This is a genomic window from Treponema sp. UBA7567 (genome assembly GCF_002476655.1).
In the GTDB taxonomy this organism is placed as follows: domain Bacteria; phylum Spirochaetota; class Spirochaetia; order Treponematales; family Treponemataceae; genus Treponema_D.
The window spans coordinates 1-26170 of record NZ_DLLH01000017.1 but is presented as its reverse complement, the minus strand read 5'-3'; the positions used below and the strand labels follow the sequence as shown (position 1 = coordinate 26170).

Genomic DNA, 26170 nt, shown 5'->3' with positions numbered 1-26170 from the left:
TATCATTACAAGCAGTTACAATCAGGGGAAGATAATGAATCTTGAAGCTTTTGTCTTAGGTTGCGGCGGAATGATGCCTCTTCCTTACCGTCATTTAACTTCTGTTCTTTTGCGCCGCGACGGTGATTTATTCTTATTTGACTGTGGAGAGGGAACTCAGGTTTCTTTAAAAAGACTGAACTTGAAATGGAAAAAAATCGATGCAATTTTTATTTCGCACACTCATGCCGATCACGTTACCGGTCTTCCTGGAATATTAATGCTGAATTCCCAGGTTGACAGGACAGAACCGCTTTATATTTATGGACCGCCGAAAATTGCAGAATATGTCGAAACAAGCCGCAAAGTTTTGGATATGTACATAAATTATCCGATTATCGTAAAAGAAATCACAGCTCCCTGCGTTGTGCACGAAGGAAAAGATTTTTATATCCGTTGTTTTCCCTTGCAGCACACAAAAACATGCGTGGGCTATACTTTGGAAGAACTTGACCGTCCAGGCGAATTTAATGCTGAAAAAGCCCGCGATCTCGGAGTTCCTGTAGGACCTCTTTTTGGACGTTTGCAGCGCGGAGAAAAAATTACGCTTGCTGACGGAAAAATTGTAAAGCCAGAAGATGTTATGGGAAGTAAACGTCACGGAAGAAAATTCAGTTTTGTGACAGATACGCTTTATCTTCCATCGATTGCAAAAGAAGTTCAAGGAAGCGACCTTTTAATCTGCGAAGGAATGTTTGCCGACGATTGTTTTGAGCAGGCAAAAGAAAAAAAGCACATGACTTCACGGCAGGCCGCAACCATTGCACGCGATTCTTCGTCAAAGAGAATGGCAATGATTCATTACAGTCCGCGTTACAGCGACAAGGAGCTTCCCGTTTTGCTTGAACAGGCCCAGGAAGTCTATCCGAACGCAGAACTTACTCGCGACAGAATGCATTTTGATCTTCCTTATGAGGAATAAAATTTTACAAAAAAAGTGTAACTGACTGAAAATTTTTTTTGTTTATTTTTTTGAGTGTTACTGTTTATTATGATTGAATTAAAAAATTTTACAAAAAAATATAATAGTTTTCTTGCCGCGGATAATATTTCGTGTAGTTTTGAAAAAAATCTCATTACAGGAATTTTAGGTCCAAACGGTGCTGGAAAAACAACGATTTTAAAGGCAGTTTCTGGAAGGCATTTTCCGACAAATGGACATATTTTTATAGATTCGCAAAAGTATGGAAAAATCGAATCATGCGAGGAGCCTGCAAAGGTCAGAAATATTACAGGTCTTGTAGAAGAACTTCCTCAGTTGCCTGAAGATTACACTGTAAAAGAATATCTTTGTGAAGTTTGCGACCTTCATTCAGCCGACAAAAAAAATGTTTTAGAGGCCGAAAAACTTTTTTCTCTTGAAGAGGTTTTTCTAAAAAAAATCAAGGAACTTTCAAAAGGTTTTCGCGAAAGAGTGAATTTTGCACAGGCCTTTGTCTATAATCCTGAAATTTTGATTTTGGACGAGCCTGCTTCTGGTTTGGATCCAGCCCAAATAGTAAATATGCGAAAAGCCGTAAAAAAATTGGCGGAAAATCATACTATAATTCTTTCGACGCATCTTATGCAGGAAGCAGAAAGCCTTTGCGATAAAATTATAATCTTAAACCACGGAAAAATTTTGATTACAGGAACGATTGATTCTATCACGGTCGAAACAAAAACAAAAAATCTCGAGGAAGCTTTTTTCTATCTTATAAAAAAATCTGACGGAGAAGAAAATTTTTCTTTTTAAGCAAAAATGATAAATAAATCACTTTACAAACATTCATTGTATTCTTTTTTTATAAATCCGCTTTTTTATGTAAGTTCTGTTTTGACGGTTTTGTATACGTCTTTTATGTTTTATTTTGTAAACCGTTTTTTTTTGGTTTCAAATTCAAATATTTCAATTTCAGCGTTTTTTAATTCAATTTCCTCTGTCTTTATTTTAGTAATTCCTCTTTTGTGTTTTAGAATAAAAAGATTTATCGAGGATGATTCGATTCCTGTCGGTGGGATTTGCCGTTTTTTTACGCTTTCTTTTTCTGTTTTCTCTGTTTGTCTGATTCCTCTTTTGCTTTTGGTTTTTATTCCTGCAAGCGTTAATTTTTTTGGACGAATTGATGCCGGCCAGATTTTTACCGGTTATCTTGCGCTTGTGTTTTACACTTTTATGGCAATTTGTTTTGTCCTTTTTCTGTTTTCTGCAATAAAAATTTCACAGAATATTTTAAGCCTTTTATTGAGCATAACAGTTCTGTTTAGTTTTAATTTTGTTCATTTGATTCCTTTATACTTAAAAACTGGCGACGGACTTTCTGTTTTTTTGCAGAAAATGAGTTTTGCCTGGCATTTTGATGCTGCTTCAAAAGGAATTTTAGATTCACGTGACTTTGCGTTTTACTTTTTTGCTTCTGTCTTGTTTTTGTTTCTTGCGTTTTTTTGCGAGAATAAACGCACTGAAAGAAAAATCAGCCGGATTACGGCAAGCCTGTTTTTTTGTTCTTTGATTTTTTTTGCTATTTCGTTTGAAAGAATATATTTCCGCCTTGATTTTACAAAAACTAGACAGTTTTCTGTTTCGGAAACAAGCAGAAAACTTTGCAGCCAGTTGCAAAATCCTTTGAGAATTACTTATTATCAGTCGAAAGAATTAAAAAATTTTTATCCTCAATCGCAGGAAGTTGCCGAATATTTGAGCACTTTTGCTTCGTCTTCAAAAAATGTATTTTTTTCAATAAAAAAGGCAGAACCTAAAAAGCTTGAGAGGCTTGGAATTCAGGGGCGGCAGATGAAAAGCGAAAATTCTACAAAACTTGAATACACGACAGTTTATTCGGCAATAGTTTTGCAGTATTTGGACAGTTCTTCAATAATTCCTTTTTCAATTTCTACTAAAACTCTTGAATATGATTTGGCGCAAAGAATTCAGCTGCTTGTAAGCGGGAAAGAACGCAAGGTTTTTGTTATTACGGGAAACGGGTGTTCCGAGGAAGACTATTCTTATGTTCAGCCTTGGTTGAATGCAAGAGGTTTTTTGACGCAAACTATAAAAACTGACGAAATTCCAGAGGCTCTTCAAAAAATTCAGGTTCAAGACATAAAAAATACTCAAATTCTTGTTTTGGGTTCGGATAAGTTGAATGATGAACAGTCTCAGTCCATAAAAACTGCTGTAGAAAACGGAGTTCCTGCTTTGATTATGACATCTCCTTACAGCGTAGATATAAAAGATGAATGGAAGGTTTCTAAAAATCAAAATCCGTTCTTAAAAGTTTTGAACGGATGGGGATTTGCTTTTGATTTTTCTTTGGCAGAAGATATTTCAAATTTTCCTCTTACAATGACTTCTACAGAGGGGTCCGACACTGTTTACAAGACTATGAATTATCCTTTGTGGATTAGTATTCTGCCGCAAAAAGAAGCTTTTGAGGGCACAATAATAACCTGGGCAAGTCCAATCGTCTGTTATGGAAAAACGGAGCCGCTTCTTGTCTCAAGCCCGCTTGCCTGGAAGCAAAAACCGTCAGAGAGTTCATCTTCTCTTTTTGTTTTGGATCCTTTTGCTGTTCCAAAGTCCGCGGCGGCTCAGGGCGAAAAAAACGAAAGTTTGACTCTTGCGGCAATTTTGCAGGATAAGGAAAAAAATCTTAACGTTGCCTTGATTTCTGACCAGTTCTTTTTAAATTCTTTAATGACTGGTTTTATAAGCAATTCTGAGCAGGGAGATTTTAGAAATTACGATTACGCTGCAACTATTCTATTAAAACTCCGCGGAGAAGAGAAACTTGGCCTTTTGATACAAAAAAACGTTTCAAATAGCTCGCTTTATAAGATTTCTGATGAAAATGCTTTTATAAAAAAGCAAAATTTTGTCCTTATAGTTTGTTTTGTCATTCTTCCGTCATCAATTCTCTTTTTGGCTTTTTGTTTTTTTATTTTCCGCAAAAAAATAAATTCTATGCCAAAAATAAAAAAGTCTGAATCTGATATTTTTTACGATGGAGAAAAAAAATGAAAAATAAAAAAATAAATTTCTTTTTAAGTTTTACGACCATTTTTTCGTTTTTTCTTTTTTGTTTTTCATTTTTTTCCGGAAAAAAGAATTCTGTGAATTCAATAAAATCCGCCCTTGTAAACCCATCGTACAACGAAAATATAGAAAAAATTATAATTCAATCTCCTCAGGAAATTCTTGTTTTAAAAAGCGAAGGAAAGTGGTGGAGCTGCGAAAGCAGAGGAATAAAAATCTTTGCCGACAAAAAAATTGTTTCAAATTTTACAAAGAATTTGACAAAAATTCGTAATATGTACGAAATTTCAGACAGTGCCAATGGAAGACTTGAGCTTGGTTTAATCGAAGGTAGTGCACAAATTGTTACAGTTGTCGGCCCTAATGGGAAAATTCTTTCAAAATTGTATTTTGGAGCGTCGGATTCGCTTTCATCTAGAATAACTGTTGCCGCAGAAAAAGGAAAAATTTGCTACGAAACGGAAGATGATTTTTCAGCCTGCTTAAAAACCGATGCAAATTTTTGGTCGATTCCAGAAATCTTTTTTGCAATAAAAAATCCGTCAAACTTGAGGCTTTCCTCGGCGGATTTGCATACGCTTTTAAGCCTTCGCCATGGAAAAATTTACGGAGAAAATGCTTTTCCGGAAAATGCGGTTTTTGAAAAATCTGTAACTTTGTTTGGACAGTACGATTCTTTGCAGAGAGTTGATTTTTACAAGCGAAAAACTCAGGAAGGTTTTGAATATTTTTACAGCCAGACAGTTGAGCCGCAGGTTGTAAAAGACAATGCTGTTTTTGAAGTCAGCAGCTGGACTTATGAGCGCCTGCAAGAAATATTAAAATAACACAATTTTGCTCAAAAAATAGCACGTTTTTTTTTTCTATTTTTGAATTAGAAATTCTATAAAAATCACAAAAAAATTGTAAAAAACGTGAACGCCGAACGAGCACCAGAGGCTTTTTGTTTTTAGTAAGATGAGCCTTAAGATTATGCCGCAAAAGAATGCGTTGAAAACTCCGGCCGCGCCTTGATAGAAATGCGAAAAAGCAAAAATTAAAACCGCAAAAATTTCCCAGAAAAGCGGAAATTTTCCGTCTGAAAGTTCTGTTCCGACATCTGGAATATAAAACCTGTATAAAAATTCTTCACAAAAAGCGGCAAAAACAGTTGCGCAAAACAAACTTAGCCATAAAACAAAGGAAGTTGGCGCGGCAAGGCTTTTTTGAACCGAAAGCCCCTTGTTCATAAAAAATGAAATTGCCTGAAAAGCACTAGAACTTAGAACCAATGTTCCGAAACCGATTAGAATTACGGAATGTTTTACGAAGATGTTTATTTTTGAACCCTGAATGTATTTTTTTTTGTAAATGTCTAGATGAAAGAAAAAAAGCGTGGCGCATGCAAGAGTCATTGCCAAGGAGAAAAGTGTCAGTTTTATTTCTTGTATGGAAATTCCAGCTTGAGGCCTGGCTTTTAATGGCGGAAAAAGGAAAATCAAAAAAACAAAGAAGAATTCTGTGGCTAAAAGCATTTTTTTCATTTAAAATATATTATAATAAAAAAAGAGAGTGTGAAAAAAGTGGTTTTTACATTAGTTATTATAGTTATTTTAATTCTTGTTTTTTCTAGGCTTCTGGTCGTTTTTTCGGACAAAATAAAGTTTTTCACGGCTGGAAATGACAGCGGCTTTAAATTTGCAGAATGTATTGCTCTTTGGAAACTTGCAAAAATGACTGAGCTTGAAGAACCGTCTGCTCTTTTTGTTTCAGTTCCGACTTTAAACCGTGCGATAAGCTCTCTTTTGACAGAAGCCAGTCGAAGAGGATATGAAAATTCTCCAAAAATTCAAAATTTTCTTACAAAACTTTATAAATTTAGAACAAGAATCAACATCGAGCACGAAAATAAATGCGGACTAGAATCTACAAAATATCTTGATAAAGGTCAGCGTCTGAGGGTTATTTTTCCAGGGCATAAAGGTGTTTTTTCATCAGAAATTTTAAATAACAGTCACGAAATAATTATAAAGCTTCCTGTTCAAAATAGATTTGCTACAGTTTTGAGCGAAGAGTGGATAAATCACGAAATAAGCGTTTATCTTTGGCGAAAAGGCGATGCTTCCTACGTTTTTGACACAAAAGTTACAAATGCCGGAGTTTTTAATGGTCAGACAGTTCTTTTTCTTTCTCAAACAAACGAGCTTTTGCGCGCTCAAAAAAGAAGGTCGGTTCGTTGTGAATGTAACCTTAATGCTTCAATGTATTTTATAAAGCAGCCTGTTGCGGATTTTAACCTTGTCGAAACTGAACCTGGTTACAGGGTTGTGCTTGAGGATATTTCTGAAGACGGAGCTATGATCCGCGTCGGTGGAAAAGGAATTGCAAATGCGCAAATTAAGCTTCAGTTTATGATAAATGACGTTTTAATCTTGATGTACGGAATTGTTCGTGCGGTCGAATATAACAGCGAAATAAATCAGTCAAGGCTGCATTTTGAGTGTATTCATCTTGATACAGGAATGAGAAATGCAATTTTGAGTTTTGTTTACAATGTTTTGCCACAGGATAAAAAAGATATTTTCGATGCTCTTGCGGCAACCGAAGACGATCAGTCAAAGGACGAAATTGCCTCAGGCAAAAATGAACAGGAAATTGCAGATCTTGAACCTGTTGAAAGTGAAACTGAAAACGAAACAGAAGATGCGAAAGTTCAAGGTTTGGATATTCGTTTTGATAAGAGTTTGGAAAGTTTAGACAAACTTGCAGAAATTGATGTAAACTAAAATTTAGGAATAATTTAAAATGAAAAAATCAATATTCATATTAGCTTTGGCATTTATTTTTAGTCTTTACGCGGAAACTTCCGATTTTGAAAAAAGTTTTATCAAGGGAAATATTCAGGATAAGACTCGGGCAGTAAAAGAATCCTCAGGTGAAGAAGGCGACAGGCTTGCAAAAAAAGGAATTGATTTTATTCTCGAAAACGAAGAAATTGCAAGATCAGACAGAGACTTTAGCGCGCTTGCTGTGGCGTCGCTTTTTAAGCTGCCAAAAGATGAAAAAATTCTCGGAAAAAATTTCCCGTCGGCTACAGAGAATTTAATACAGCTTTTTGAAGTTTTTGAAGATGAAACTGTAAGAATTGCAGTTCTTGAAAAATTTGAAAACGTTTCAAATTCAAAATCATTTTTTAAAGTTCAAAATTTGATGAACGGCTATTTAAAAGAGCTTGATTCAAATTCTCAAAATTCTGCCGTAACAAAAAAAGTCATTGAACTGGTCGGAAAAACAGGAAATGAGGAGTCTTTTTTTATTGTTTACAGGCTTTGGAAAGAAAAAAAATATCCAGAATTTTCGCTGGAAATTCAAAAATCGCTTTTGAGACTTTCGTACGCAAATATAACTGAATCAATAAAATTGATTTCTTCGAGCAGCATTGAAGAAATTGGAGGATTTTTTGATTTAATCAATAATTCTTCGGAAATTTCATTAAATTTTAAGGCAGAAATTGCTGAAAATGCACTTTTAGCGACAATTCATTATATGGAAGATAAGTCGGAAAAAAATGCAGCTACTGCCGAACTTCAGCTGAAGCTTCTAAAGGCGATTTCTGACGCAAACTGGACTCGCGGAGCAGGACTTTCGGTTCGTTTTTTTGCCATTGCAAAAGATGAATATAAAACCTCCTGTTTGAACGATGAGCAGTTTATTCAGGTTATCGAATGTATTGCAAAGCTGTCTTCGCCAGACGCGGCTCAGACAATTTCGGCTTATCTTGCAGAAATAAATTCTGAAACTGAAAAAAATAATTTTTCTGCCCAAAATGTTGTTTTGGCCGTAATCAATTCTTTAGGAGCGCTCGGAGATAAGACTGCTTTTGACAATCTTCTCTATGTAACCTATTTGAATTATTCGGAAGATGTAAAAACAGCAGCCAGAAATTCTCTGGCAAAACTTAAGTGGTAAAAAATAAAAAAATTCTAAAGTCTCTTTTCTATCTTTTTCTGGCCAATCCTGTTTTTTTAGCGGCAATTATTTGTGCGTTTTTGTTTTATTTTGATATTGTTTCAATAAAAGACAGGGAATGTTTTAACTGCCTTTTTCCTTCGGAAAAAATTGTTCAGTTAAATGGCAGCCTTGCATCAAGTCCTGTAAAATCTTCTTCTGAAAAAAAATACTATGTTGCGGATTTTAAGGTTTCGGAGGCTGTTTTAGATAATTCTTCAAAAACAGCTTGCTCTGGAACTGTGAAAGTTTTAATTCCTTCAGAACTTGTTGAAAAATATTATCCTGGTAAAATCTATACTTCTTTTAATGTTTCAAAAAACGAAAAAAAATATCCGCTTTTATTTGAAACGGGAAACAATTTCCTCGTAAATGTAAATTTTTCTGAAGATGAAAATTTTTCATTTTTTGTTGTAAAATCGGCAGTTTCTTTTGGATTTTCGCAGTCTTTTTCTGGCTTTCTTCAAAAAATACGGAGTTTATGCAGGTTGCAATTCAAAAGGCTTATGTATGGCTGGAATGAAGCGGGAGGTCTTTTATTGGCTCTTCTGTCTGGTTCGAGAGAATATACCGAAACCTTGACAGGCGAAGCTTTTAAAAATGCCGGACTTTCGCACATTCTTGCGCTTTCTGGCATGCATTTGAATCTTTTTGGAGGAATTGCGTTTTTTTTGGGAAAACGGCTTGCAAAACGCAGTACGGCGGATTTTTTTCAACTTGCAGCTATTATATTTTTTGTCTGGTTTGCAGGACTTTCGCCGTCGCTTTTTCGGGCAATGCTTAGCTCTTTGATTGTTTTTTTTAATTCTTCGCTTAGAATGCGCCGTTTTAAGGGAATAACGGTGCTTTCTGCAAGTTTTTTGCTGCAGCTGATGATTTTTCCTGTCCATTTAAAATCACCAGCCTTTATGCTGTCTTATGGCGCTCTGGCAGGAATTATGAGCATAGGGCAGGTTATAAAATTTTTTATGGGAAAGCGTTTTTTTCCAAAACTTGCTTCAGCTTTGAGTGAAAGCGCAGGTGCTCAGATTTTTACTGCTCCTGTAACTCTCAGTCTTTTCGGAAAAGTCATGCCTGTTGGAATAATTTCTTCTGTGATTGTAAGTCCTTTCGTAATATTTTTTTTGTATGCGGGACTTTTTGGAACTTTGCTGAGTCTTGTAATCCCTTTTCTAGGTGGCGGTTTTAGTGTTATTATGAATGCGGTTTATTTAATCTTAAAAAATTTGGTCTTATTTTTTGCAAAAGCTCCAATAATCACAATTTAACATAACTGCGGAGAAAAAAAATGCAGCATCCTGATTATAATTCACCAATTGCCTTGAAAAGTTTTATGGATGAAAACAATATGGCGATGCAGAAAAAATTCGGACAGAATTTTTTGGTAAATGCAGATGCCAGAAAAAAACTTGTCGATGTTCTTGACGTAAAGCCTGAAATGAAAGTCTGGGAAGTAGGTCCTGGTCTTGGAAGCATGACAAGCGAACTTTTGGAACGCGGTGTTAATCTTACCGTTTTTGAAATTGATCACGGTTTTGCAAGGTTGCTGGCTCAATTTTTTGAAGAATATGCAAATTCCAGTCATTTTTCTCTTGTGGAAGGCGATGTTTTAAAAACCTGGCCTAAATTTGCAAAAGAAAATGATATTCCGGAACGATTTTTTGGAAATCTTCCTTACAATGTTGCGGCGACAATTATTGCCGACACGATAACCAAAGGCTTTAGGTTTGACAAAGCTGTCTTTACTATTCAAAAGGAAGTAGGCCAAAGAATGAATGCAAAGCCTGGGACGGAAGATTATTCTTCTTTCAGTGTTTTGTGTCAGTGGGCTTACGATGTAAAACCGGTTATGGATTTGGCTGGCGGGAATTTCTGGCCTGTGCCGAATGTTGCAAGCCGCGCCGTTTTGATGACGAAAAAAGAAGATTTCCCTAAGTGCGAAAATCCGGAGCTTTTTAGAAAAATGGTCCGTCAGATTTTTGCGTTTAGAAGAAAAACTTTGAGGAATAATCTGTCCAGGTTTGTAAAAGCGGAAATTTGCGACGAAGCATTAAAAATTGCAGAAATTGAGCCTTCAATCCGTGCTGAAAATTTAAGCGTAGACGATTTGCTAAAACTGTCAGATGCGCTTAATTCCGTAATAGAAAAAACTAAAATGGAATAAAGTAGAAAATGTCAAAAATTCAGGAAAACTTAAAAAAAATTTTAGAAACGATTCCAAGAAACGTAAAACTCGTGGCCGTAAGCAAATTTCATCCTGCTGAAGAAGTTATAGAAGCTATAAGGGCTGGCCAAAATCTTTTTGGGGAAAACAGGGTTCAAGAAGCCGCTCAAAAATTCGACGAAATCAGAAGCGCGGGGTTTTCTCCAGAACTTCATATAATCGGCTCCTTGCAGCGCAACAAAGTAAAAGAGGCAGTAAGAATTTCTTCGATGATTGAATCTGTTGACCGGATTGAACTTTTAAACGAAATAGAAAAACAGTGTTCAAAAATCAATAAAAAAATTCAAATTTTGTTTGAAATTCATACAGGAGAAGAATCCAAATCAGGTTTTACGGCGAAACCAGACCTCGAGGAAGCTGTGCAAAATTTCAGGAAAGGAATGTATCCTCATATCGAAATAAAGGGGTTTATGACGATGGCGCCTTTTTCGCAGGACTCAGAACTTGTCAGAAAATCTTTTTCAACTTTAAAAAAAATCCAGCATGAATTTGCTGAAAAATTCAGCGAATTTGATTTTTCAGAACTTTCGATGGGAATGAGCGGAGATTATAGAATTGCAATTGAAGAAGGCTCTACAATGGTTCGTATCGGAACTGCAATTTTTGGCGAGCGGAATTATTCAAAATGAAATTAAAGTCTTTGTGTTTGCTTTCATTATTGATTTTTTCTTCAAATTTTGCTTTTGCCGAAAAAACTTCGGAGCAGACGGTTCCTCAGTGGTCTAAAGATTTAAGACGCACGGAAATAATTACATTCGGTTCGCTTCCTTTTGTAACGCTTTGGACAACGGTTGGCTACGGTCTTGCAGTCCATGGAACTTTTCATAATCCGCTCAATAAATCGACAACAAGATATACTCAAACTGAACAAAAACAGATTTTTGCTATTTCAGCGGCGGCAAGTGTTGGCCTTGGACTTACAGATCTTGCAATAAATCTGATTATGAGGAACGTAAAAAAATCCAGACAGAACAAAATTGAAAAAACAATCCGCGTAATTCCTTTTAGCGAGCAGATGTTGGAAATTCAAAATTCTGAACATGAAAATTTTGAAGAAGATTTTAATTTTGAACGGGAAAGAGAACATAAAAAAGAATATTTAATCGGAGGACTTGAAAATGCCATTTTTTAACGAAACGGTTCCTGCTGAATTTAATGGAACTGAANNNNCTCTTCCAAATGCAATGAACCGCTCAAAATTAAAAAGCGGCATAATCGAAATTCTCGTAAATGAAAAAAAAGCAAAACTCAATTCAAAAATAAAGGCTGGAGATAAAATTTATTTTCAGTGGGAAGACTCGATTCCTGACGACATAGAGCCGCAAAACATTCCATTGGACATAATTTATGAAGATGAGAATGTGACTGTCGTAAATAAGAAGCAAGGAATTGTAACTCATCCTGCTGCCGGAAATTGGGACGGAACGCTTGTAAATGCTCTTTTGTATCATTGGGGACGGGAAGCGGTTCCTCAGCAAAAAAATCAAAATTCTGCAATTTTTGAAGGGCGCAGACCTGGAATTGTCCATCGCCTCGACAAAGATACATCGGGCATCATTATAACGGCAAAAAACCGTGATACAGAAGAATTTTTAGGAAATCAGTTCAAAAATCACAAATCACTTTCAAAAATCTATATATGCATATGTCAAGGACATCCTCCTGTAAAAGAAGGGCTTATAAGAACAAAGCTCACACGCGATCCTCACGACAGAAAACGCTTTAAAGCTACTGATTTGGAAGGAAACGGAAAAATTGCAGTTACAAAATTCAAATGTATTGCCTGTTATGGTCCTTACAGCCTTATGAAAGTGAAAATTTACACAGGAAGAACTCATCAGATTCGAGTTCATTTAAAATTTATAGGATGTCCGATTCTTGGAGACAGGATTTATTCTAAGACAAAAAGCACGGTTTTTGAGAACGCAACTCTCATGCTGCATGCTTACAAGCTAAAAATTATGCTTCCTGGAAAAAATCAAAAATCTGTTTTTACGGCGAAAGTTCCTGTAAGGTTTAAAAAAGTCTTAAAAAAACTTCATGAATCATTCAAAAAATCTCTGCCTCCTGAAAAAATAAACTCCAAGTTTAAAACTGAAATGACTGTTCAAAACCAAAAGATTTTGGTTTTTGAGGCAAAAAAAGGTTACGGACAATGGCAGAAATAAAGATAATTCAAGCCCCGGACAAAAATCATCCTTTTGCAGTAATTTATAAACCGTCAGGACTTGCAAGCGCTCCTCTTTTTGAAGGAGATGAAAGTGCCCTTTCAAAGACCATAGAATTTTTTCCAGAATTAAAACAGGTTGTTGGAAAAAAATCAATTGAATATGGTCTTTTGCACAGGATTGACACTGAAACTTCCGGTCTTCTTCTGATTGCTTCAAATCAGGAAAGTTATGATTTTTTGCGCAAAGAGCAAAAAAATGGCAGATTTATAAAATATTATCGTGCCCAGGTTGAATTGAATAAAAACGAAAGCCAAAACTGCGATTTTGAAAAGAATTTTACCGTAATATCGGCTTTTCGCCCGTTTGGTCCGAAAGGGCGGATGGTAAAACCTGTTTTTGAAAATTCTTCGGCTGCGGATATAAAAAAGTGCGGAAATAAAATTTATTCAACGGATATAAAAATTAAAAAAAATATTGCTGTCTGCCGGATATCGGAAGGCTATAGGCATCAGGTTCGCGCGCATCTTGCATATTCCGGTTATCCTATTTGCGGGGATAAGCTTTACAATCCGAATGCAAAACCTGACGAAAAAATGCAGTTTGAAGCTTTCAGGTTTGAATTTACAGATCCAAAAAGTTTAAAAAACATTTTTTATGAACTGTAAAAACTTGAAAGCCTCTTCTTGCAGTTTTGTTTAAAATACACTTTCGTAAATTTCTTTTACCTGTTCGGCAGAAAACTGAATATAACCGTTTTGTGTCAGCCTGGTTTGAGATTCCACTGTATTTTTTGTAAAGATGTCGAGCTCGTTGTTTTTTACACCGTATTCACTCATTTTTTTGAGAGGAAGAACTTTATTTAAAAGTGTATCGAGTTCTTCATAAACTTCATTTTCGCTGCATTTTAAAATTTCTGACAGTTTTTTGTTCAGCGAGGAAATAAAGCCGTTCGGATTTTTTTTCTGGTAAGTTTTAAAAACTGCCATAAAAAGAACGTAATTTGCTTCTCCGTGAGGAACGTGGTAAGTTGCTCCGAATGAATAGCTCATTGCATGAACATATCCTGTTCCGGCGTTTCCAAATGCGATTCCTGCGTAATTTGAGCCTGTCAAAAAGTCTGAGAGTAGATTTTTATATTCATCTTGTCCTTTTTCCGCCATTTTTACATAACCGCCCAAAATTAAATCTATTGCCATAAAACTGAATTTTCTTGAAAGAGAAGTGGATTTTGGTGAAAGATAGCTTTCCATTGCGTGGACAAGCGCGTCGATTGAACTTGTTGCAAAGAATTTATATGGAAGATCTGTTAAAAGTTCAGGAATCAAAACGGCATAGTCTGGATAGAGCTCGTCAACTGCAAGTCCGAATTTTGTGTTTCTGACGGTAAGTTCAAGTATTGAAATGTTTGTAACTTCGCTTCCTGTTCCGCAAGTTGTCGGAACGATTACAAGTTCTTTTTCTCGGACTGCCGGAATTTTTTTGTCATAAAGGTCAACCACTGGATGGAAAGTTTTTAATGACAGCAATTTTGCTACATCAAGAATTGTACCCCCGCCAATTGCAATAACGCGTTTATAGTCGATATTTTTTATGTCTTCGTAAATTTTTTCAACCATGACATCGGTCGGTTCTCCGCTGCCATAATCGCCTCTGTAAATAACATGTGCTTTTCCTAGTTTTCCTGCAAAATATTTTTCCGAAGATTTGCCCAAAAAAACAAGATCGCCGCTTCCGATTTTAAATTCATTGCAAAAATCACTTGAAGATTCGTACTCAACGATTTGAGGAACAATTTTAAAAGTTTTCATATCTAGCCTCCAAAAAATGAAAAACTTAAAAGAATTTTAAGAAAAAATAAATTATCAGCAAGAATATAAAAAAAATAAAAAGAAAAATCCAGACAGGAAGATTTTCGTCATTTTGAGAAGTTTTTTCGCTTTTTCTTTGATTGTTGAATCTGGTTATTTGATTTTTTAAGGCTTTCCTTTTAAAAAATGGAGCTTTTTTGTCTTTTTTTAGAATGGACCTTTCGTTTTTTGCTGAAGCTTCAACAGTATAGCCACAGGCAGGACAGCCTTTTGAAAATTCTTCTGGGGTTCCGGTTTTTCCGCATTGAGGGCAACGTACGCTTGAAAAAAATCTCCCGCAATGCCGGCAAACTTTTGCATTTCTTGAAACTTCGGCGCCGCAGTTTTCACAAAAAAATTTTGCAGTTTTTACTTTTTGCGTCATCTTATTCAGCGCAACTCCAAAATCATATTTTCTTCATTCTGCTTTACGATTGTATGAACATTTTTTGTGCTTTCTTTTGTTTTTAACGAACAGTTTTCAATTTCAATTCCGCTGTAAAGATTTTTTACAAAATCTGGAATGTCGGCATTGAATTCAAAGGTTTTCCCGTCAAAATTGCAGGCATAACCGGTTATAAGTTTTCCAGAAACTGGATTTTCAAACATAAAAGTGCAGGCTATGGATTTTATTTTTTCGCCGGATTTTACAATATCGGAAAAATCAGAAGGGGTTGCATTTTCTTTGATTTCTAGCAGAGAATTTTCATTGTCAGAAGAGTTTTCAGTTTTTTCAATAGAAGAACTTTTATCTGGCTGAACGATTTCTGTTTCTTGAGAATTCAATATTTCTGCGGCATTTTTTAAAAGTTCGTCAATTTCTTCTTTTTCGCAGTTTTGTTTATTTTGAGTATTTTGAATTGAATTTTCTGTTTCAGTTTTTTCATCATTTTCGCTGTTGGTTAGCAGGTTTCCAACTGTCGGAATTCCATCGTCAGAAAGAAGTTTTCCTGAATAAATGTCAGTTTCTTTTGTAAGAATCTTTCTAAATTCGTCTAAACCTTTTACATCAACTGAGTCAAATATTCCGCGGACATTTAAAGCTTTTGCCTTTTGAGCTTCTTCATCTTCGAGACCGCCTTCCGAGTATAAAATTACCTGAGGTTTGTAAGATGTGCATACAGTCTGCGCGTATTGCGTTAGAGTTTTCCAATGGCGCGGATAATCCTTTGTGCTTACAATAATCAAGTGGGGAGCAATTTCTTCAACATTATCAAGAGCTTTTAAAAGCCATTTATAAATAATAACATCGTATCCTGCTGTTTCGAGAACCTGAGAAATGTTGTCAATTGCAATCTGATTGTCTGCTACCAAAAGTGCTTTCATTTTTTTACCTTAATATTTTTTTATTACTTGTTTATTCTGTTCCGAGGTTTGTTACTGAATAGTCGTAAATCTGCCAGATTCCATCGCGCTGGCGAACTTTGTAAATATAGCGCTTAACTTCATGGAAATTCGGATATTTGAACCATTCTTTTACTGTTACAGTTCCTTCATTTTGACCGTAAGATGTATTTTCGATTGAAAAATGTTCAGGAACGGCAACAATATCGCTGTCGATTCTGTTTTGCATAAGGTCGGCTTTGTAATTTTTTAATATGCGCTCCCTTTCGTCAGCAGAAGCAGCGTTGTAACGGCGTCGCTGCTGTGAATTTCTAAGTATCATTTCCTGAATATCCATATACAGAAAATACTGATTCCAAAGAGATTTCTGCCTTGCAACAATTGTCTGTTCTACAACTTTGTCTGGAGAAATGTTTTCCGGTTTTAGAAGAAGTCCATTTTCTTCAGAAACAGGAAGAATCAAAGAATTTGCCGCTGATGGTGAAGGGCGGATTTCAAGGCTGAGACGGTTTGACACGAATTCAATGTATTTTGATTTGTAAAGTTCTGGATAAAATTTCAATTCAAGGTAATAAATCGAAGGTTCTTCAAACTTAATATAATCTTTTACGTTTTCGACAAAAGAATATGCTTCCCCTGGTTCAATAGAAACTTCCCGAAAATATACTGTTTGGTTTGCAGAACGTTTCATAATAAGATTTTCTGTTGCCGGCAAAACTTTGTTTTTTATTGTTCTTGTAACAAAATCAAGGCTAAATGCGCGGTCGTCTGCAAGCTTAAAGCGCAGCGTCTGAGAGCCTGTGTTTTCGATAGAAACAGTTACATAAACAGGATTATCCTGAGCTGCAGAAGTGTAATAAACTGTCCTGTCGTAAAATTTAATTTTTACGCTCGCATCGGAAAAGTCTTTTTTTGCGTCATTTTTTTTATCCGAAAGACCGCTGCAAAACGCTGTCTGTGCAAATAAAGAAAAAATCGCTATAATCAAAAGTGGGCTTCGTTTCAAAACCTATGTCTCCCTTAATTCAACATGTTATATTTTAATATCGGATACTTTTAATGAAATCATTATTATCAAATTCCGTTTTGTCAATTTTAAATGGTTGGCAGGAATTCTCTTCCGCCGTAAAAAAAATTACTTCTCAAAACGGTGAAATTTCTTTTCCAATCGAAATAAACGGCCTGCAGGGAGCTGCAGTTCCTTTTTTTGCGGCATCTTGTCTTGATAGCGCAAAAAATGCGGCTTTTAGCAGAATGCAGTATGAGGCGACCGGACGGTATTCAAATTCTGCGGTGAATCCAGCTCAAAAAAATATAATCAAAGCAAACGATTCTGCTTCGCTTGATGCAGTTTTTGTCGTTCCAAACGAAAAAGATGCAGCGGAGCTTTCCTCGGATCTTGCGACTGCATTTGAGGAAAATGTGGAAATTTTTACGCTTCCGTGGTGGGGAACTGTTCCGTATAGGGCGGCAAATGTAGGTTCTGCGGTTTTTGGAAAACGTTCGGCTTTTTTGTCTAAACTTGCATTTCAGGAAAGAAAGTTAAGTTCTTCAGTCAAACCTAGAATTTTCCTTGTAACGCAAAGAGCTCTTCAATCTCCTGTTCCTCCGCCAGAATATCTTCGTTCTCTTGTCTTTAGCCTGCGCAAAAATCAGCAGATTGATTCAACTCAAATTGCAGAAAATCTTGCCAAATTGGGCTATCTTCGTGTTCCAAAAGTTAGCGTGCCTGGAGAATTTACTCTTCGGGGCGAAGTTCTTGATGTTTTTACGCCAGGAATGGATGTCGCAAACCGAATTCTTTTTGATTTTGACCAGATTGAAAATATAAAAACTTTTAATCCGGAAAATCAGGCTACAATTGGAACTGTTGATTCGATTTTAGTTTTTCCGATGAAAGAAGTGATTTGGAATGACGAATTTATTTCTAAGCTTGAAAAAACAGAAGAGTTTTCGGAACATCTTGAACTTACGGAGGCTGCAAAAAAAGCAAAAGAAAAGCTTATTGAAGAATTAAAAACGAAGGCTCAAAGCGAAGGCGAAGAACTTGTTTATCCTGTTTTGTGGGATGAAATTTATACGGTTTTAGACTACGTTGCAGAAAATACTCCGGTTTTTTATTTTGATTACGACCGTCAGGAAAATGCGCAGGAAAGCTTTGCCAGGGAATATTCCGGAATGTTCAGAATTGCGCGTCAAAATTTTCCTGTTCTCGAAGCAGGGCTGATGCTTTTGAATTTTGATGATGTTATAAACATTCACGAAAAGTCAATTTTCTTCCGTACTCTTACAACGGAAGCTGAAGATGTTGAAAAAACTGTACATTGCGAAGGCGAAAAAACAGAAATTCTTCAAAATTCAAAAAAATCCCGTTCAAAACTGACTGTTCGTTGCAATCCTGGCAGAAGTTTTTTTGGAAACATAAACTATCTGAAAGATGAGCTAAATGCGGCGATTGTTTCCGGTTGGAGCGTAGTTGTTTTTGCAGATAATCCGAATCAGTCGCTTCGCATAAAAGAAATTTTAAAAGACTTTGCGCTTGCCGTTCTTCCTTTTCCGATTAGCGGCGGATTTGGAATTGATGAGACAAAAACTCTGGTTATTCAGGAAAATGAAATTTTTGGCAGAAGAAAGCATGTTCAAAAATCGCTCGGACATGTAAAGAGTCAGGCAATTGACACTTTTGTTGAGCTTAACGAAGGCGATTTTGTAGTCCACGTAAATTATGGAATTGGCCAGTTTAAAGGAATTCAGCGCGTAAAAGCCATGGGCAATGAACGCGATTACATAAAACTTGAATACGCCGAAGAAGAATTTGTTTTTGTTCCGATTGAGCAAGTAAACCTCGTCCAAAGATACATTGGAAACGAGGGCGAAAAACCTCATCTCGATAAAATCGGTTCAAAATCGTGGGAAAACCGCAAAAACAAAGTTAAAAAGGCTGTTGAAGATTTGGCTGAAAAATTGATTGCGCTTTACAGCCGCCGTCAGGCTTCAAGAGGATTTCCTTTTCCAAAAGACAATGAATGGCAGACAGCATTTGAAGCGAGTTTCCCTTATGAAGACACAGCAGATCAGTATTCGGTTACGCAGGAAATAAAAAGAGACATGGAAAGACCAGTTCCAATGGACAGGCTTGTTTGTGGCGATGTAGGTTTTGGAAAAACGGAAATTGCCATGCGAGCGGCGTTCAAAGCTGTAATGGGAGGAAAACAGGTTGCTTTTTTGTCTCCTACGACAATTCTTGCGGAGCAGCATTATGAAACCTGTCTTGAACGGTTTAAAAATTTTCCGGTTACAATAAAACAGATGAGCCGTTTTGTTTCTCCGAAAGAGCAGAAAAAAATTCTTGCAGAACTCGAAAGCGGAAAAGTGGATATTCTTGTTGGAACTCATAGAATAATTCAAAAAGACGTAAAATACAAAGATTTAGGTCTTATGATAATCGATGAGGAGCAGCGTTTTGGTGTAAAAGACAAGGAAAAATTAAAGTCCTTAAAAGCGAACATCGACTGTCTTGCAATGTCTGCAACTCCGATTCCACGGACTCTTCACATGAGCCTTTTAAAAATCCGCGATATGTCGCTTTTGACAACGCCGCCCCAAACACGAAAACCCGTTGAGACAATAGTCGCCGAATACACAGAAGAAAAAGTCGCGCAGGCAATCCGCCGGGAAACAGACCGTGGCGGACAGGTTTTTTATCTTCACAACCGTGTAGAATCGCTCGAAGAAACAAGGCTAAAGCTTCAGCGCATTGTTCCTGAAATGATGATAGAAACTGCTCACGGACAGATGAGTTCAGAAGAACTTGACGATATTTTCAGGCGTTTTAAACTTGGCGGCTTTCAAGTTCTTATCGCTACAACAATCATCGAAAACGGAATTGATATTCCTAACGTAAACACGATCATAATTGACCGCGCGGATATGTACGGTGTAAGCCAGCTTTATCAGTTGCGTGGACGGGTAGGCAGAAGCGACAGAAAAGCCTATGCGTATCTTCTTTATCCTGAGCACAAGGTTTTGTCAGAAGTTGCAATGAAAAGACTTCAGGTAATTTCTGACTTTACAGAGCTTGGAGCCGGATTCAAAATTGCAATGAAAGATATGGAAATCCGCGGAGCCGGAAACCTTCTCGGAAGGGATCAGAGCGGCGATGTTTATTCTGTCGGTTTTGAGCTTTATGTCAAACTTTTAAGCGATGCGGTCGAACGGCTCACAGAACAGAAAGATTATCACCAGCAAAACGAAGTTCTCCTTGAGCTTGAATACACAGGCTTTATTCCAGACACTTACGTTCATTCAATCCAGACCAAAATGGAGATTTACAAAAAAGTCGCGGGAATTCAGACAAAACAGGAACTAGACCGCATGTACAACGAGCTTGAAGACCGTTTCGGCCCAATTCCGGACGAAGTGTACAGCCTTTTGAGCCTTGCCGAAGTCAGAATTATTGCAAAAAAATTGAGCATAACAACATTGCGCGAACGAAAAGGCGAGATAACCGTAGAATTCGGCCGCGTAACAGATGTTCCGCTTGACAAGCTGATGAAACTCATAAAGGAAAATTCTGGAAAAATTCGTCTCGACAGCACAAAACCGAACCAGCTGATTCTTTCAACCGGCAAAATCGGCCTAAAAGAAAAAAGCGAATATATCCGGGAAAAACTGGAAACTTTAATTTAAGGGTAGGGCGTTCCGGCAACAAGTTGCCGTCCGGCTTTTCAGGGTTGTCATTGTTTTCTTCCAGAAAACAACGCCTTCGGCGCCCTTGCAATCCGTAACGCAAAAAAAAGCCCAGCCACAGAAACGTTAATTTCTCTGTGATTGGGCAAGTTGTTTTTTTATAATTTTGTCAAAACTTATTTTAAGTTAATCAAACTTTTGTCGTAATCTTTTGGTGGCAAATATCCCATCAATTCCATCAATGTTGCAGGCCAAGAAGAAATTCCAAGCCCGTCATTCAGCTTTGTGTTATCGTATTCACCTTTGTATTCCGGATCGTAGATAATTCCAGGAACCGGATTTAAAGAATGGCTTGTTTTTGGCTTAGGTTCGCCGTTCTTGTCTAATTTCACAGAACCGTCTTTTGCGTGCTCGTACATATCGTCGCTGTTTCCGTGGTCAGCGGTAAGGCACAGAATTCCTCCGGTCTCGTCAATAGCAGCCTTAAGACGTCCAAGCTGCAAATCCATTCCTTCCATTGAGCAAACAACCGCATTGAATACGCCTGTATGACCAACCATATCACCGTTCGGATAGTTCAAACGGATGTGGTCATATTTTCCAGACTTGATTGCCTCAATAACTTTGTCAGTGATTTCCGCGCATTTCATCCATGGGCGCTGCTCAAAAGGAACAACATCTGAAGGAATTTCAACGTAATCCTCAAGTTTCTCGTCAAATTTTCCCTGGCGGTTTCCATTAAAGAAATAAGTTACGTGGCCATATTTCTGAGTTTCCGAAATAGCCATAAGATGAACGCCAGTCTTTGTAAGATATTCGCCCATTGTGCGGTCAATGCTCGGCGGATTTACAAGATACTGGTGCGGAATGTGAGCATCACCATCATATTCCATCATGCCGGCATATTCACATGCAGGAACGCGCTTTCTGTCAAAATGATTAAATTCACTGCCAGCCTCAAAAGCATTTGTAATTTCAAGGGCACGGTCGCCACGGAAGTTATACAAAATAACAGAATCGCCATCCTCAATAGTTCCAACAGGCTTTCCATTTTCCGCAATTACAAATTCGTGCATATCCTGATCCAAAAGCCCTGCCTGTTCAGAACGGTAAGTTTCAATCGCCTTTGTTGCAGACTCAAACTGCCGGCCTTCGCCAAGAACATGCGCGTACCAGCCACGCTGAACCATCGGCCAGTCAGCGTTGTAACGGTCCATTGTAATAAACATACGTCCGCCGCCAGAAGCAATTCTGTAATCAGAATCCTTGAACGACGCAAGATATTCCTCAAGCGGAGTAACAAAAGTCAGCGCAGAAGTAGGGTCAACATCGCGGCCGTCAAGCAGCGCATGAACTCGGATTTTTTTAATTCCTTCCTTGTTAGCCTCTGCAACCATTGCCTTGAGATGATCAATATGACCGTGAACATTCCCGTTAGAAACAAGTCCGATAAAATGAAGCGTAGAATTTTTTTCCTTTACATTTTTAATAAGTTTTTTCCAAGTTTCACCCTGATACATCAAACCAGACTTTATAGATTCACCAACAAGTTTCGCACCCTGGGCAAAAACACGGCCGCAACCAATTGCATTGTGCCCAACCTCGCTGTTTCCCATATCATCATCGCTCGGAAGTCCAACCGCAGTTCCATGAGCCTTAAGTTTTGTGTGCGGGCAATTAGCCGTAAACCAGTCTAAATACTTCATTTTAGAAGCCTTTACAGCATCGCCTTCAACATATTTTCCGTAACCAACACCGTCCATAATAACCAGAACAACCGGTCCTCGGCGTCCTTTCCAATTTGGATTCTTTTCCAAAGCATGCATTGTATCTGCCATTTTTTACTCCAAAAAGTATTCTATATACAAAATAATACTTTTTTTTACGATTTTTTACAATAATTTGTAAATCTAAAAGAAAAACATAACAGATAAATAAAAAAAACTGCTTTACTTACAGATTTGAAAAAATAATATACTTATTATAATATGAATTCTATCTAGTCATTATGTGTATAGTTCTTTGACAAATACTAGTGAGGGAAAAAAATAGGGTTCTTTTGCCACTTTTCTTAGTTTTTTTTTGCTTGCAAAAAAAACGTTCAGGAAAAGTGGAGTAGGGGAGTTATAAGGGCTTTTTTTTGTTTTTTTTTCAGTTTTTTTTTAGTTTTTTATTTACCAATGCAAGAATTAAAAATCAAAAGAAAAACTTTATTTTTTTTTAAGTTCTTTAAATATCTGATTATTTTTCAAGGGGGTAATAAATGAAAAGTATAAGAGTTGGTAAAATCAATGTAGATGTAAAATCTGCGTTGATTGGTATGGCGGTTTTCTGCGTGGGGCTTTCGCTTAGTCCTACACAGTCTATTTTTACAAAGATTTGGACTTCGGTAAAAAGCGTAATAAATAGCGCGCTTGGCAAAAAGTAGGGGGGCGGTATGAGATTACAGAGTTATTTACAGACTGAATTTGCGCCAAACGGAATAACAGACAGGTCAACGAATTTGCAGAATGTCAAAATGAATGGCATTGTTTTTGATTTCCGCTTTGTTCCTACGGAGGAATATATTGAGGGTACAACAAGTGGGAAATCTGCTTATCGTGTTCTGAAAAACATTGTTGTCAATGTCAATTACAGAGACGGTGTAGGTTCGGGAAAAAATGCGCTTTTGATTGACAGGGTTAATTTGTTCTTGCTTATGGAACATTCTGATTTTATTGCTGGTTTGGATATTACGCAAACTCCAATGGAGGCTGGCAAGGAATGGCGGGCTTGCGGTCATCTTGGATTGGGTTATCTTTCAGTAAGCGAAAATGCTTCGCTTGATATTCAATGTTACGTTACGCAGAATCCTGAAATCACATCGAAACTTTATGTTTCAACAGAATTGCGTCAGCGTTCTGATGTTCAGATTGTTCAGTACAGACAGACAAAGCCGACAGGCGCAAGTCAAACATTTGAAAATGTTCTTTCCGCTTTCATTTCGACTGAAAAGGAACTTAATGACACAATCAGCACTTCGGACTATATGTCAAATGAAGTTTTGAATATTGAAACTTGTATCGCTCTTTCAAATGCGGTCGGACGTTTCGAGAAATTCAAACGTTATGGACAGTTCTATGAAGATGAATTTGGTGTAGGTCAGACACTTACATTTAATTGTCCAAATATTAACGATGATGAGCAGATTTTGATGTGTTGCCGTGTTTTCAATCTTTCCGCACAAATGAGCGGTAACAGTGAGTTTGTAAACGATGCTCGTGCGCTTATGGCAAAAGTTGCTTCTGTTGATCCTGATAAATTCAAATCTTTACAACTTGAGGGTGCAAACACATACGGTGTAACACTTTCGGCATAAAGGGGGCTTTTATGGGTTGGTCTTTGAAAAAGGCTTTTAAAAGCGCAGCTTCAAAATTTTCGTCCGGTATCAAGTCCGTTGCGTCTACTGTTAAATCGGGGGTAAGAAGTGCAGTATCTGTTGCTAGTACAGGCATTAAAAATCTTTTTTCAAAAGAAACGCTAACAAATGCCATATCGGGTTTGCAGACTGGCGGAATTGCTGGGGCGATTACAGGGGCTTCGGTTTCGTTGATGAATGAAACAATGACGGAACTTGACAAGTCGGGCGAATATAATTCGGAATACGAATATAAAAAATACGGCTTTCCCTCTCGTGATGAGTATATTTTGGCGGTTTCTTACGGCTATCAATATTACGATGATTGGAAAGTTGTAAAAGATTTGCTTGGCTCGAATGTAACGACTACTACGGAAGTTGTTCCGTCAACAGATGTTGCGAAAACTGAAGTTGATGGAACAGGGAATTTGGTTGTCAGTTCGGGAAGTTCTGTTAGTTCTAAAAGCATTGTTGATTCGGGTGTCGGGGGGCTTGCCCTTGGTGCTCTTGCTTTAAAAGTTATGGGGGTATTGTAATGACTGAAAAAACAAAAAACATTTTTAAAAATTTTGGTGTCAGCGTAATCAAGGCTATTCTGCCTTTGGTTATGACTTTGGTGGGGGCATTGCTTGGCAATGTTGCAATTGGTTCTGAAAGTGGGGCTTTGGTTGGTTCTGCTATTGGTTCTGCGCTTGGCGCAAAACTTTCTTAATTAAAAGGTGGTAAGGTAATGGCAAGATATGTTTCAAAAGATAGGTTTGGAAACAACTGTTTGGTTATTGGAATGAAAGACAATGGCAAGGGGTTTCCACGGGGATATATTGAAATCAAAAATCAATTTTTCAAAGTTGAATATTCCGACAGTAAAAAAGACGGTGTTCTTGGTTGGTTGAAATTTACAGAAATGCCTAAAAATCGGAAGTCGGGTTTTTAGGTTATTTTGAAATTCTCCGCTTGTTCTTTTTCTCCCTTTTTCTTTTCAAGAATAAAGGGTTTTTTTTTAAGGGGGTAGAAAATGGCGGATAAGAATAGAAATAAAGTTCCCGATTGGGTTGAAAACGTAGTTTATTGGTCGTCAGTTGCGTTGCTTTTGTGTCAGACATATAAAAAAATATGCAATGGCGATGATTTGACAAAAGTTTTTGATGTTACACAGGGGGTTGAAGATGTCGGCAATTCTAAATGATGAGCAGTATTTGACGGCTCTTACTCGTTGCAGTCCAAACATACAGGAATTTTTAAGGGCACTTAATGAAAAGGACAGTCGCATAAAATGGGCACGTCTTGAGAGGGATGGCTGTATGCAAAAAGACGGTTCTTTTTTCCGTGTTGTTTCTTCGGTTCGTACTGCGAAAGAACAGATAAATGAATACAAGAAAGGGCGCAAGGGTGTTGAGAGTCAGACAGAGTGCTTGTTGCGTGCCAATAAGTATTGTTCTGCCGTGCCTGCTTGGAAATATACCTTGACAAACAAGGGTGTTATTGACAACAAAGCGAAAATTTCTACGAATGTTTGGGCTGGCGGAAGTTATCACAATTGGGGGCTTGCGGTTGATTTGGTTCTGCGCAAGTTTGGTACCGCTTCTATTATCAAGGTTTCGGACGGTGCTATTAGTCTTGCCAATTATTATTCTTTAATCGGTCTGACAAAGTTGGCTGAAGATTGCGGATTGGAATGGGGCGGATTGTGGGGAGATTTTCCCGACTTGGCGCATTTTCAGGATGAAAATTATACAATTCCTAGCATTGAATATCATTATGACAAGAATATGACTTTTGAGTTCTTACAGCGTCTTAATTCGGGGCTTTCTGTCGGAAGTTCTGAAAGTTCGGGCGGTGTTTTAAGCGGTGCCAAAAAAGTTGTCAAAATGGGTGCTTTCGGTGTTGTTGCGTATTTAATTGCTTCGTTTATGGGCAATAAGAGGGGTAGAAGATGAAAAAAGTGAAACAGGTGTTTCCTAGCCGTAATTATATCACGGTTGACAGTTACGGAGATGTAGAGGTTATTTTTAACCCTGTTGGGGATGGTTTTGAGGGTGACGACAAACTTATGTTCCGCAAGGGTCGTTGGGCTTTCCGTGTCAATGATTTTCTTTCGGGTAAGGTTATGGCGGACGGCTCCAAAGAGGGAATGGGGCGCAAGGTCTATTCTCTTAATCTTGTTTATGATGATGAGGACGGGGAGCCGATTGTAAATACAACTTATGTTGATCCAACAAGCGTAATTCCTCTTGACGGTTCTGTAGTTGATGTTGTCGGCTTGGAAGAGTTGGCGCAAGAAAAGACTTTACAAAAGATTGAAAGATATACAGCTGCTTTATATAATCAAGTTCCAAATTTTGAATTGATAAATAGTATTCATAACGTTATGCCTACTAAAGAAAATCAAGTTAGTATAAATGTGTCTGTAGACGCAGTTAAATCATCTGTAGACGAAGTTAAATCATCTGTAGACGA

Annotated in this window: 27 protein-coding genes; 21 read left to right on the top strand and 6 right to left on the bottom strand. The window is 37.3% G+C overall.

Features of this window, described 5'->3' with window-relative positions; all coding sequences use genetic code 11:
- Nucleotides 1–34: 34 nt before the first annotated feature.
- From B3Y13_RS01755 to B3Y13_RS01740, 4 genes are all read left to right on the top strand, one after another.
- Nucleotides 35–961, top strand: coding sequence for a ribonuclease Z (locus B3Y13_RS01755; protein ID WP_296692333.1), 927 nt, complete (start codon nucleotides 35–37; stop codon nucleotides 959–961).
- Between the two features lie 69 nt (nucleotides 962–1030).
- Nucleotides 1031–1774: an ABC transporter ATP-binding protein gene (locus B3Y13_RS01750; protein ID WP_296666588.1), complete on the top strand. Its 744-nt coding sequence runs from the start codon at nucleotides 1031–1033 to the stop codon at nucleotides 1772–1774.
- Nucleotides 1775–1780: 6 nt separating this feature from the next.
- Nucleotides 1781–4039 carry a GldG family protein gene (locus B3Y13_RS01745; RefSeq protein ID WP_296692330.1) on the top strand — a complete coding sequence of 753 codons (2259 nt, stop codon included), beginning with the start codon at nucleotides 1781–1783 and terminating at the stop codon, nucleotides 4037–4039.
- On the top strand, nucleotides 4036–4881 hold the full coding sequence (locus B3Y13_RS01740) for a hypothetical protein (protein WP_296666584.1): 846 nt from the start codon (nucleotides 4036–4038) through the stop codon (nucleotides 4879–4881). The genes B3Y13_RS01745 and B3Y13_RS01740 overlap by 4 nt, the downstream gene beginning before the upstream one ends.
- 36 nt (nucleotides 4882–4917) lie before the next feature.
- Here the strand turns inward: B3Y13_RS01740 and B3Y13_RS01735 are convergent, their stop codons facing one another.
- On the bottom strand, nucleotides 4918–5577 hold the full coding sequence (locus tag B3Y13_RS01735) for a CPBP family intramembrane glutamic endopeptidase (protein ID WP_296692327.1): 660 nt from the start codon (nucleotides 5575–5577) through the stop codon (nucleotides 4918–4920).
- 39 nt (nucleotides 5578–5616) lie between these two features.
- On the opposite strand from B3Y13_RS01735, the gene B3Y13_RS01730 reads away from it, so the two are divergent.
- The 8 genes from B3Y13_RS01730 to B3Y13_RS01695 all read left to right on the top strand — a co-directional run bounded on the left by B3Y13_RS01730 (nucleotide 5617) and on the right by B3Y13_RS01695 (nucleotide 13101).
- Nucleotides 5617–6819 carry a PilZ domain-containing protein gene (locus tag B3Y13_RS01730; RefSeq protein WP_296022644.1) on the top strand — a complete coding sequence of 401 codons (1203 nt, stop codon included), beginning with the start codon at nucleotides 5617–5619 and terminating at the stop codon, nucleotides 6817–6819.
- Nucleotides 6820–6838: 19 nt separating this feature from the next.
- Nucleotides 6839–8002, top strand: coding sequence for a hypothetical protein (locus tag B3Y13_RS01725; protein WP_296022643.1), 1164 nt, complete (start codon nucleotides 6839–6841; stop codon nucleotides 8000–8002).
- Entirely contained in the window at nucleotides 7996–9309 is a 1314-nt protein-coding gene (locus tag B3Y13_RS01720) for a ComEC/Rec2 family competence protein (protein ID WP_296692324.1), read from the top strand. The genes B3Y13_RS01725 and B3Y13_RS01720 overlap by 7 nt, the downstream gene beginning before the upstream one ends.
- 20 nt (nucleotides 9310–9329) lie before the next feature.
- Nucleotides 9330–10205 carry a 16S rRNA (adenine(1518)-N(6)/adenine(1519)-N(6))-dimethyltransferase RsmA gene (gene rsmA, locus B3Y13_RS01715; RefSeq protein WP_296022641.1) on the top strand — a complete coding sequence of 292 codons (876 nt, stop codon included), beginning with the start codon at nucleotides 9330–9332 and terminating at the stop codon, nucleotides 10203–10205.
- Nucleotides 10206–10213: 8 nt separating this feature from the next.
- A complete protein-coding gene (locus tag B3Y13_RS01710; RefSeq protein WP_296666571.1) occupies nucleotides 10214–10894 on the top strand; it encodes a YggS family pyridoxal phosphate-dependent enzyme in 681 nt (226 codons plus the stop codon).
- The gene (locus tag B3Y13_RS01705) at nucleotides 10891–11397 is read left to right on the top strand and encodes a hypothetical protein (RefSeq protein WP_296692321.1); all 507 of its coding nucleotides are present in this window, start codon (nucleotides 10891–10893) and stop codon (nucleotides 11395–11397) included. Before B3Y13_RS01710 ends, B3Y13_RS01705 begins: the two co-directional genes overlap by 4 nt.
- Nucleotides 11384–12433 carry an RluA family pseudouridine synthase gene (locus B3Y13_RS01700; protein ID WP_296692318.1) on the top strand — a complete coding sequence of 350 codons (1050 nt, stop codon included), beginning with the start codon at nucleotides 11384–11386 and terminating at the stop codon, nucleotides 12431–12433. The genes B3Y13_RS01705 and B3Y13_RS01700 overlap by 14 nt, the downstream gene beginning before the upstream one ends.
- The gene (locus B3Y13_RS01695; RefSeq protein ID WP_296022637.1) at nucleotides 12421–13101 is read left to right on the top strand and encodes a pseudouridine synthase family protein; all 681 of its coding nucleotides are present in this window, start codon (nucleotides 12421–12423) and stop codon (nucleotides 13099–13101) included. Before B3Y13_RS01700 ends, B3Y13_RS01695 begins: the two co-directional genes overlap by 13 nt.
- Nucleotides 13102–13131: 30 nt before the next feature.
- On the opposite strand, the gene B3Y13_RS01690 is transcribed toward B3Y13_RS01695, so the two are convergent.
- The 4 genes from B3Y13_RS01690 to B3Y13_RS01675 are packed head-to-tail and all read right to left on the bottom strand — an operon-like array spanning nucleotide 13132 to nucleotide 16633.
- Complete coding sequence (locus B3Y13_RS01690) at nucleotides 13132–14244, bottom strand: 4-hydroxybutyrate dehydrogenase (RefSeq protein WP_296692314.1); 1113 nt, start codon at nucleotides 14242–14244, stop codon at nucleotides 13132–13134.
- Nucleotides 14245–14269: 25 nt separating this feature from the next.
- Nucleotides 14270–14668 (bottom strand): zinc ribbon domain-containing protein, encoded by a 399-nt coding sequence (locus B3Y13_RS01685; protein ID WP_296666559.1) that lies wholly within the window; start codon nucleotides 14666–14668, stop codon nucleotides 14270–14272.
- A 5-nt stretch (nucleotides 14669–14673) separates the two neighbouring features.
- Nucleotides 14674–15609: a hypothetical protein gene (locus tag B3Y13_RS01680; protein WP_296692310.1), complete on the bottom strand. Its 936-nt coding sequence runs from the start codon at nucleotides 15607–15609 to the stop codon at nucleotides 14674–14676.
- 31 nt (nucleotides 15610–15640) lie between these two features.
- Complete coding sequence (locus B3Y13_RS01675) at nucleotides 15641–16633, bottom strand: hypothetical protein (RefSeq protein WP_296692307.1); 993 nt, start codon at nucleotides 16631–16633, stop codon at nucleotides 15641–15643.
- A gap of 53 nt (nucleotides 16634–16686) precedes the next feature.
- Between B3Y13_RS01675 and mfd the strand changes: the two genes are divergently transcribed.
- Nucleotides 16687–20316 carry a transcription-repair coupling factor gene (gene mfd, locus B3Y13_RS01670; RefSeq protein WP_296692304.1) on the top strand — a complete coding sequence of 1210 codons (3630 nt, stop codon included), beginning with the start codon at nucleotides 16687–16689 and terminating at the stop codon, nucleotides 20314–20316.
- A gap of 176 nt (nucleotides 20317–20492) precedes the next feature.
- Here mfd and gpmI read toward each other — a convergent pair whose 3' ends face one another.
- Complete coding sequence (gpmI, locus tag B3Y13_RS01665; protein WP_296692301.1) at nucleotides 20493–22154, bottom strand: 2,3-bisphosphoglycerate-independent phosphoglycerate mutase; 1662 nt, start codon at nucleotides 22152–22154, stop codon at nucleotides 20493–20495.
- Between the two features lie 425 nt (nucleotides 22155–22579).
- On the opposite strand from gpmI, the gene B3Y13_RS01660 reads away from it, so the two are divergent.
- From B3Y13_RS01660 to B3Y13_RS01625, 8 genes are all read left to right on the top strand, one after another.
- Nucleotides 22580–22744, top strand: coding sequence for a hypothetical protein (locus B3Y13_RS01660; RefSeq protein WP_296692298.1), 165 nt, complete (start codon nucleotides 22580–22582; stop codon nucleotides 22742–22744).
- A gap of 9 nt (nucleotides 22745–22753) precedes the next feature.
- Nucleotides 22754–23674: a hypothetical protein gene (locus tag B3Y13_RS01655; protein WP_296692296.1), complete on the top strand. Its 921-nt coding sequence runs from the start codon at nucleotides 22754–22756 to the stop codon at nucleotides 23672–23674.
- 11 nt (nucleotides 23675–23685) lie between these two features.
- Nucleotides 23686–24249 (top strand): hypothetical protein, encoded by a 564-nt coding sequence (locus tag B3Y13_RS01650; protein WP_296692291.1) that lies wholly within the window; start codon nucleotides 23686–23688, stop codon nucleotides 24247–24249.
- Complete coding sequence (locus tag B3Y13_RS01645) at nucleotides 24249–24425, top strand: hypothetical protein (RefSeq protein ID WP_296692289.1); 177 nt, start codon at nucleotides 24249–24251, stop codon at nucleotides 24423–24425. The genes B3Y13_RS01650 and B3Y13_RS01645 overlap by 1 nt, the downstream gene beginning before the upstream one ends.
- Nucleotides 24426–24443: 18 nt before the next feature.
- Nucleotides 24444–24647 (top strand): hypothetical protein, encoded by a 204-nt coding sequence (locus B3Y13_RS01640; RefSeq protein ID WP_296692286.1) that lies wholly within the window; start codon nucleotides 24444–24446, stop codon nucleotides 24645–24647.
- 81 nt (nucleotides 24648–24728) lie between these two features.
- On the top strand, nucleotides 24729–24899 hold the full coding sequence (locus B3Y13_RS01635) for a hypothetical protein (RefSeq protein WP_296692283.1): 171 nt from the start codon (nucleotides 24729–24731) through the stop codon (nucleotides 24897–24899).
- The gene (locus B3Y13_RS01630; RefSeq protein WP_296692280.1) at nucleotides 24880–25650 is read left to right on the top strand and encodes a M15 family metallopeptidase; all 771 of its coding nucleotides are present in this window, start codon (nucleotides 24880–24882) and stop codon (nucleotides 25648–25650) included. Before B3Y13_RS01635 ends, B3Y13_RS01630 begins: the two co-directional genes overlap by 20 nt.
- A partial coding sequence (locus B3Y13_RS01625) for a hypothetical protein (RefSeq protein WP_296692277.1) occupies nucleotides 25647–26170 on the top strand: 524 nt, incomplete at its 3' end. The genes B3Y13_RS01630 and B3Y13_RS01625, both read left to right, overlap by 4 nt.

Bases quoted from the DNA above. Each gene is read 5' to 3' on its own strand.
- B3Y13_RS01755 (WP_296692333.1), top strand. From the start codon at position 35: ATGAATCTTGAAGCTTTTGTCTTAGGTTGCGGCGGAATGATGCCTCTT.
- B3Y13_RS01750 (WP_296666588.1), top strand. From the start codon at position 1,031: ATGATTGAATTAAAAAATTTTACAAAAAAATATAATAGTTTTCTTGCC.
- B3Y13_RS01745 (WP_296692330.1), top strand. From the start codon at position 1,781: ATGATAAATAAATCACTTTACAAACATTCATTGTATTCTTTTTTTATA.
- B3Y13_RS01740 (WP_296666584.1), top strand. From the start codon at position 4,036: ATGAAAAATAAAAAAATAAATTTCTTTTTAAGTTTTACGACCATTTTT.
- B3Y13_RS01735 (WP_296692327.1), bottom strand. From the start codon at position 5,577: ATGAAAAAAATGCTTTTAGCCACAGAATTCTTCTTTGTTTTTTTGATT.
- B3Y13_RS01725 (WP_296022643.1), top strand. From the start codon at position 6,839: ATGAAAAAATCAATATTCATATTAGCTTTGGCATTTATTTTTAGTCTT.
- rsmA (WP_296022641.1), top strand. From the start codon at position 9,330: ATGCAGCATCCTGATTATAATTCACCAATTGCCTTGAAAAGTTTTATG.
- B3Y13_RS01710 (WP_296666571.1), top strand. From the start codon at position 10,214: ATGTCAAAAATTCAGGAAAACTTAAAAAAAATTTTAGAAACGATTCCA.
- B3Y13_RS01705 (WP_296692321.1), top strand. From the start codon at position 10,891: ATGAAATTAAAGTCTTTGTGTTTGCTTTCATTATTGATTTTTTCTTCA.
- B3Y13_RS01695 (WP_296022637.1), top strand. From the start codon at position 12,421: ATGGCAGAAATAAAGATAATTCAAGCCCCGGACAAAAATCATCCTTTT.
- B3Y13_RS01690 (WP_296692314.1), bottom strand. From the start codon at position 14,244: ATGAAAACTTTTAAAATTGTTCCTCAAATCGTTGAGTACGAATCTTCA.
- B3Y13_RS01685 (WP_296666559.1), bottom strand. From the start codon at position 14,668: ATGACGCAAAAAGTAAAAACTGCAAAATTTTTTTGTGAAAACTGCGGC.
- B3Y13_RS01680 (WP_296692310.1), bottom strand. From the start codon at position 15,609: ATGAAAGCACTTTTGGTAGCAGACAATCAGATTGCAATTGACAACATT.
- mfd (WP_296692304.1), top strand. From the start codon at position 16,687: ATGAAATCATTATTATCAAATTCCGTTTTGTCAATTTTAAATGGTTGG.
- gpmI (WP_296692301.1), bottom strand. From the start codon at position 22,154: ATGGCAGATACAATGCATGCTTTGGAAAAGAATCCAAATTGGAAAGGA.
- B3Y13_RS01660 (WP_296692298.1), top strand. From the start codon at position 22,580: ATGAAAAGTATAAGAGTTGGTAAAATCAATGTAGATGTAAAATCTGCG.
- B3Y13_RS01655 (WP_296692296.1), top strand. From the start codon at position 22,754: ATGAGATTACAGAGTTATTTACAGACTGAATTTGCGCCAAACGGAATA.
- B3Y13_RS01650 (WP_296692291.1), top strand. From the start codon at position 23,686: ATGGGTTGGTCTTTGAAAAAGGCTTTTAAAAGCGCAGCTTCAAAATTT.
- B3Y13_RS01645 (WP_296692289.1), top strand. From the start codon at position 24,249: ATGACTGAAAAAACAAAAAACATTTTTAAAAATTTTGGTGTCAGCGTA.
- B3Y13_RS01640 (WP_296692286.1), top strand. From the start codon at position 24,444: ATGGCAAGATATGTTTCAAAAGATAGGTTTGGAAACAACTGTTTGGTT.
- B3Y13_RS01635 (WP_296692283.1), top strand. From the start codon at position 24,729: ATGGCGGATAAGAATAGAAATAAAGTTCCCGATTGGGTTGAAAACGTA.
- B3Y13_RS01630 (WP_296692280.1), top strand. From the start codon at position 24,880: ATGTCGGCAATTCTAAATGATGAGCAGTATTTGACGGCTCTTACTCGT.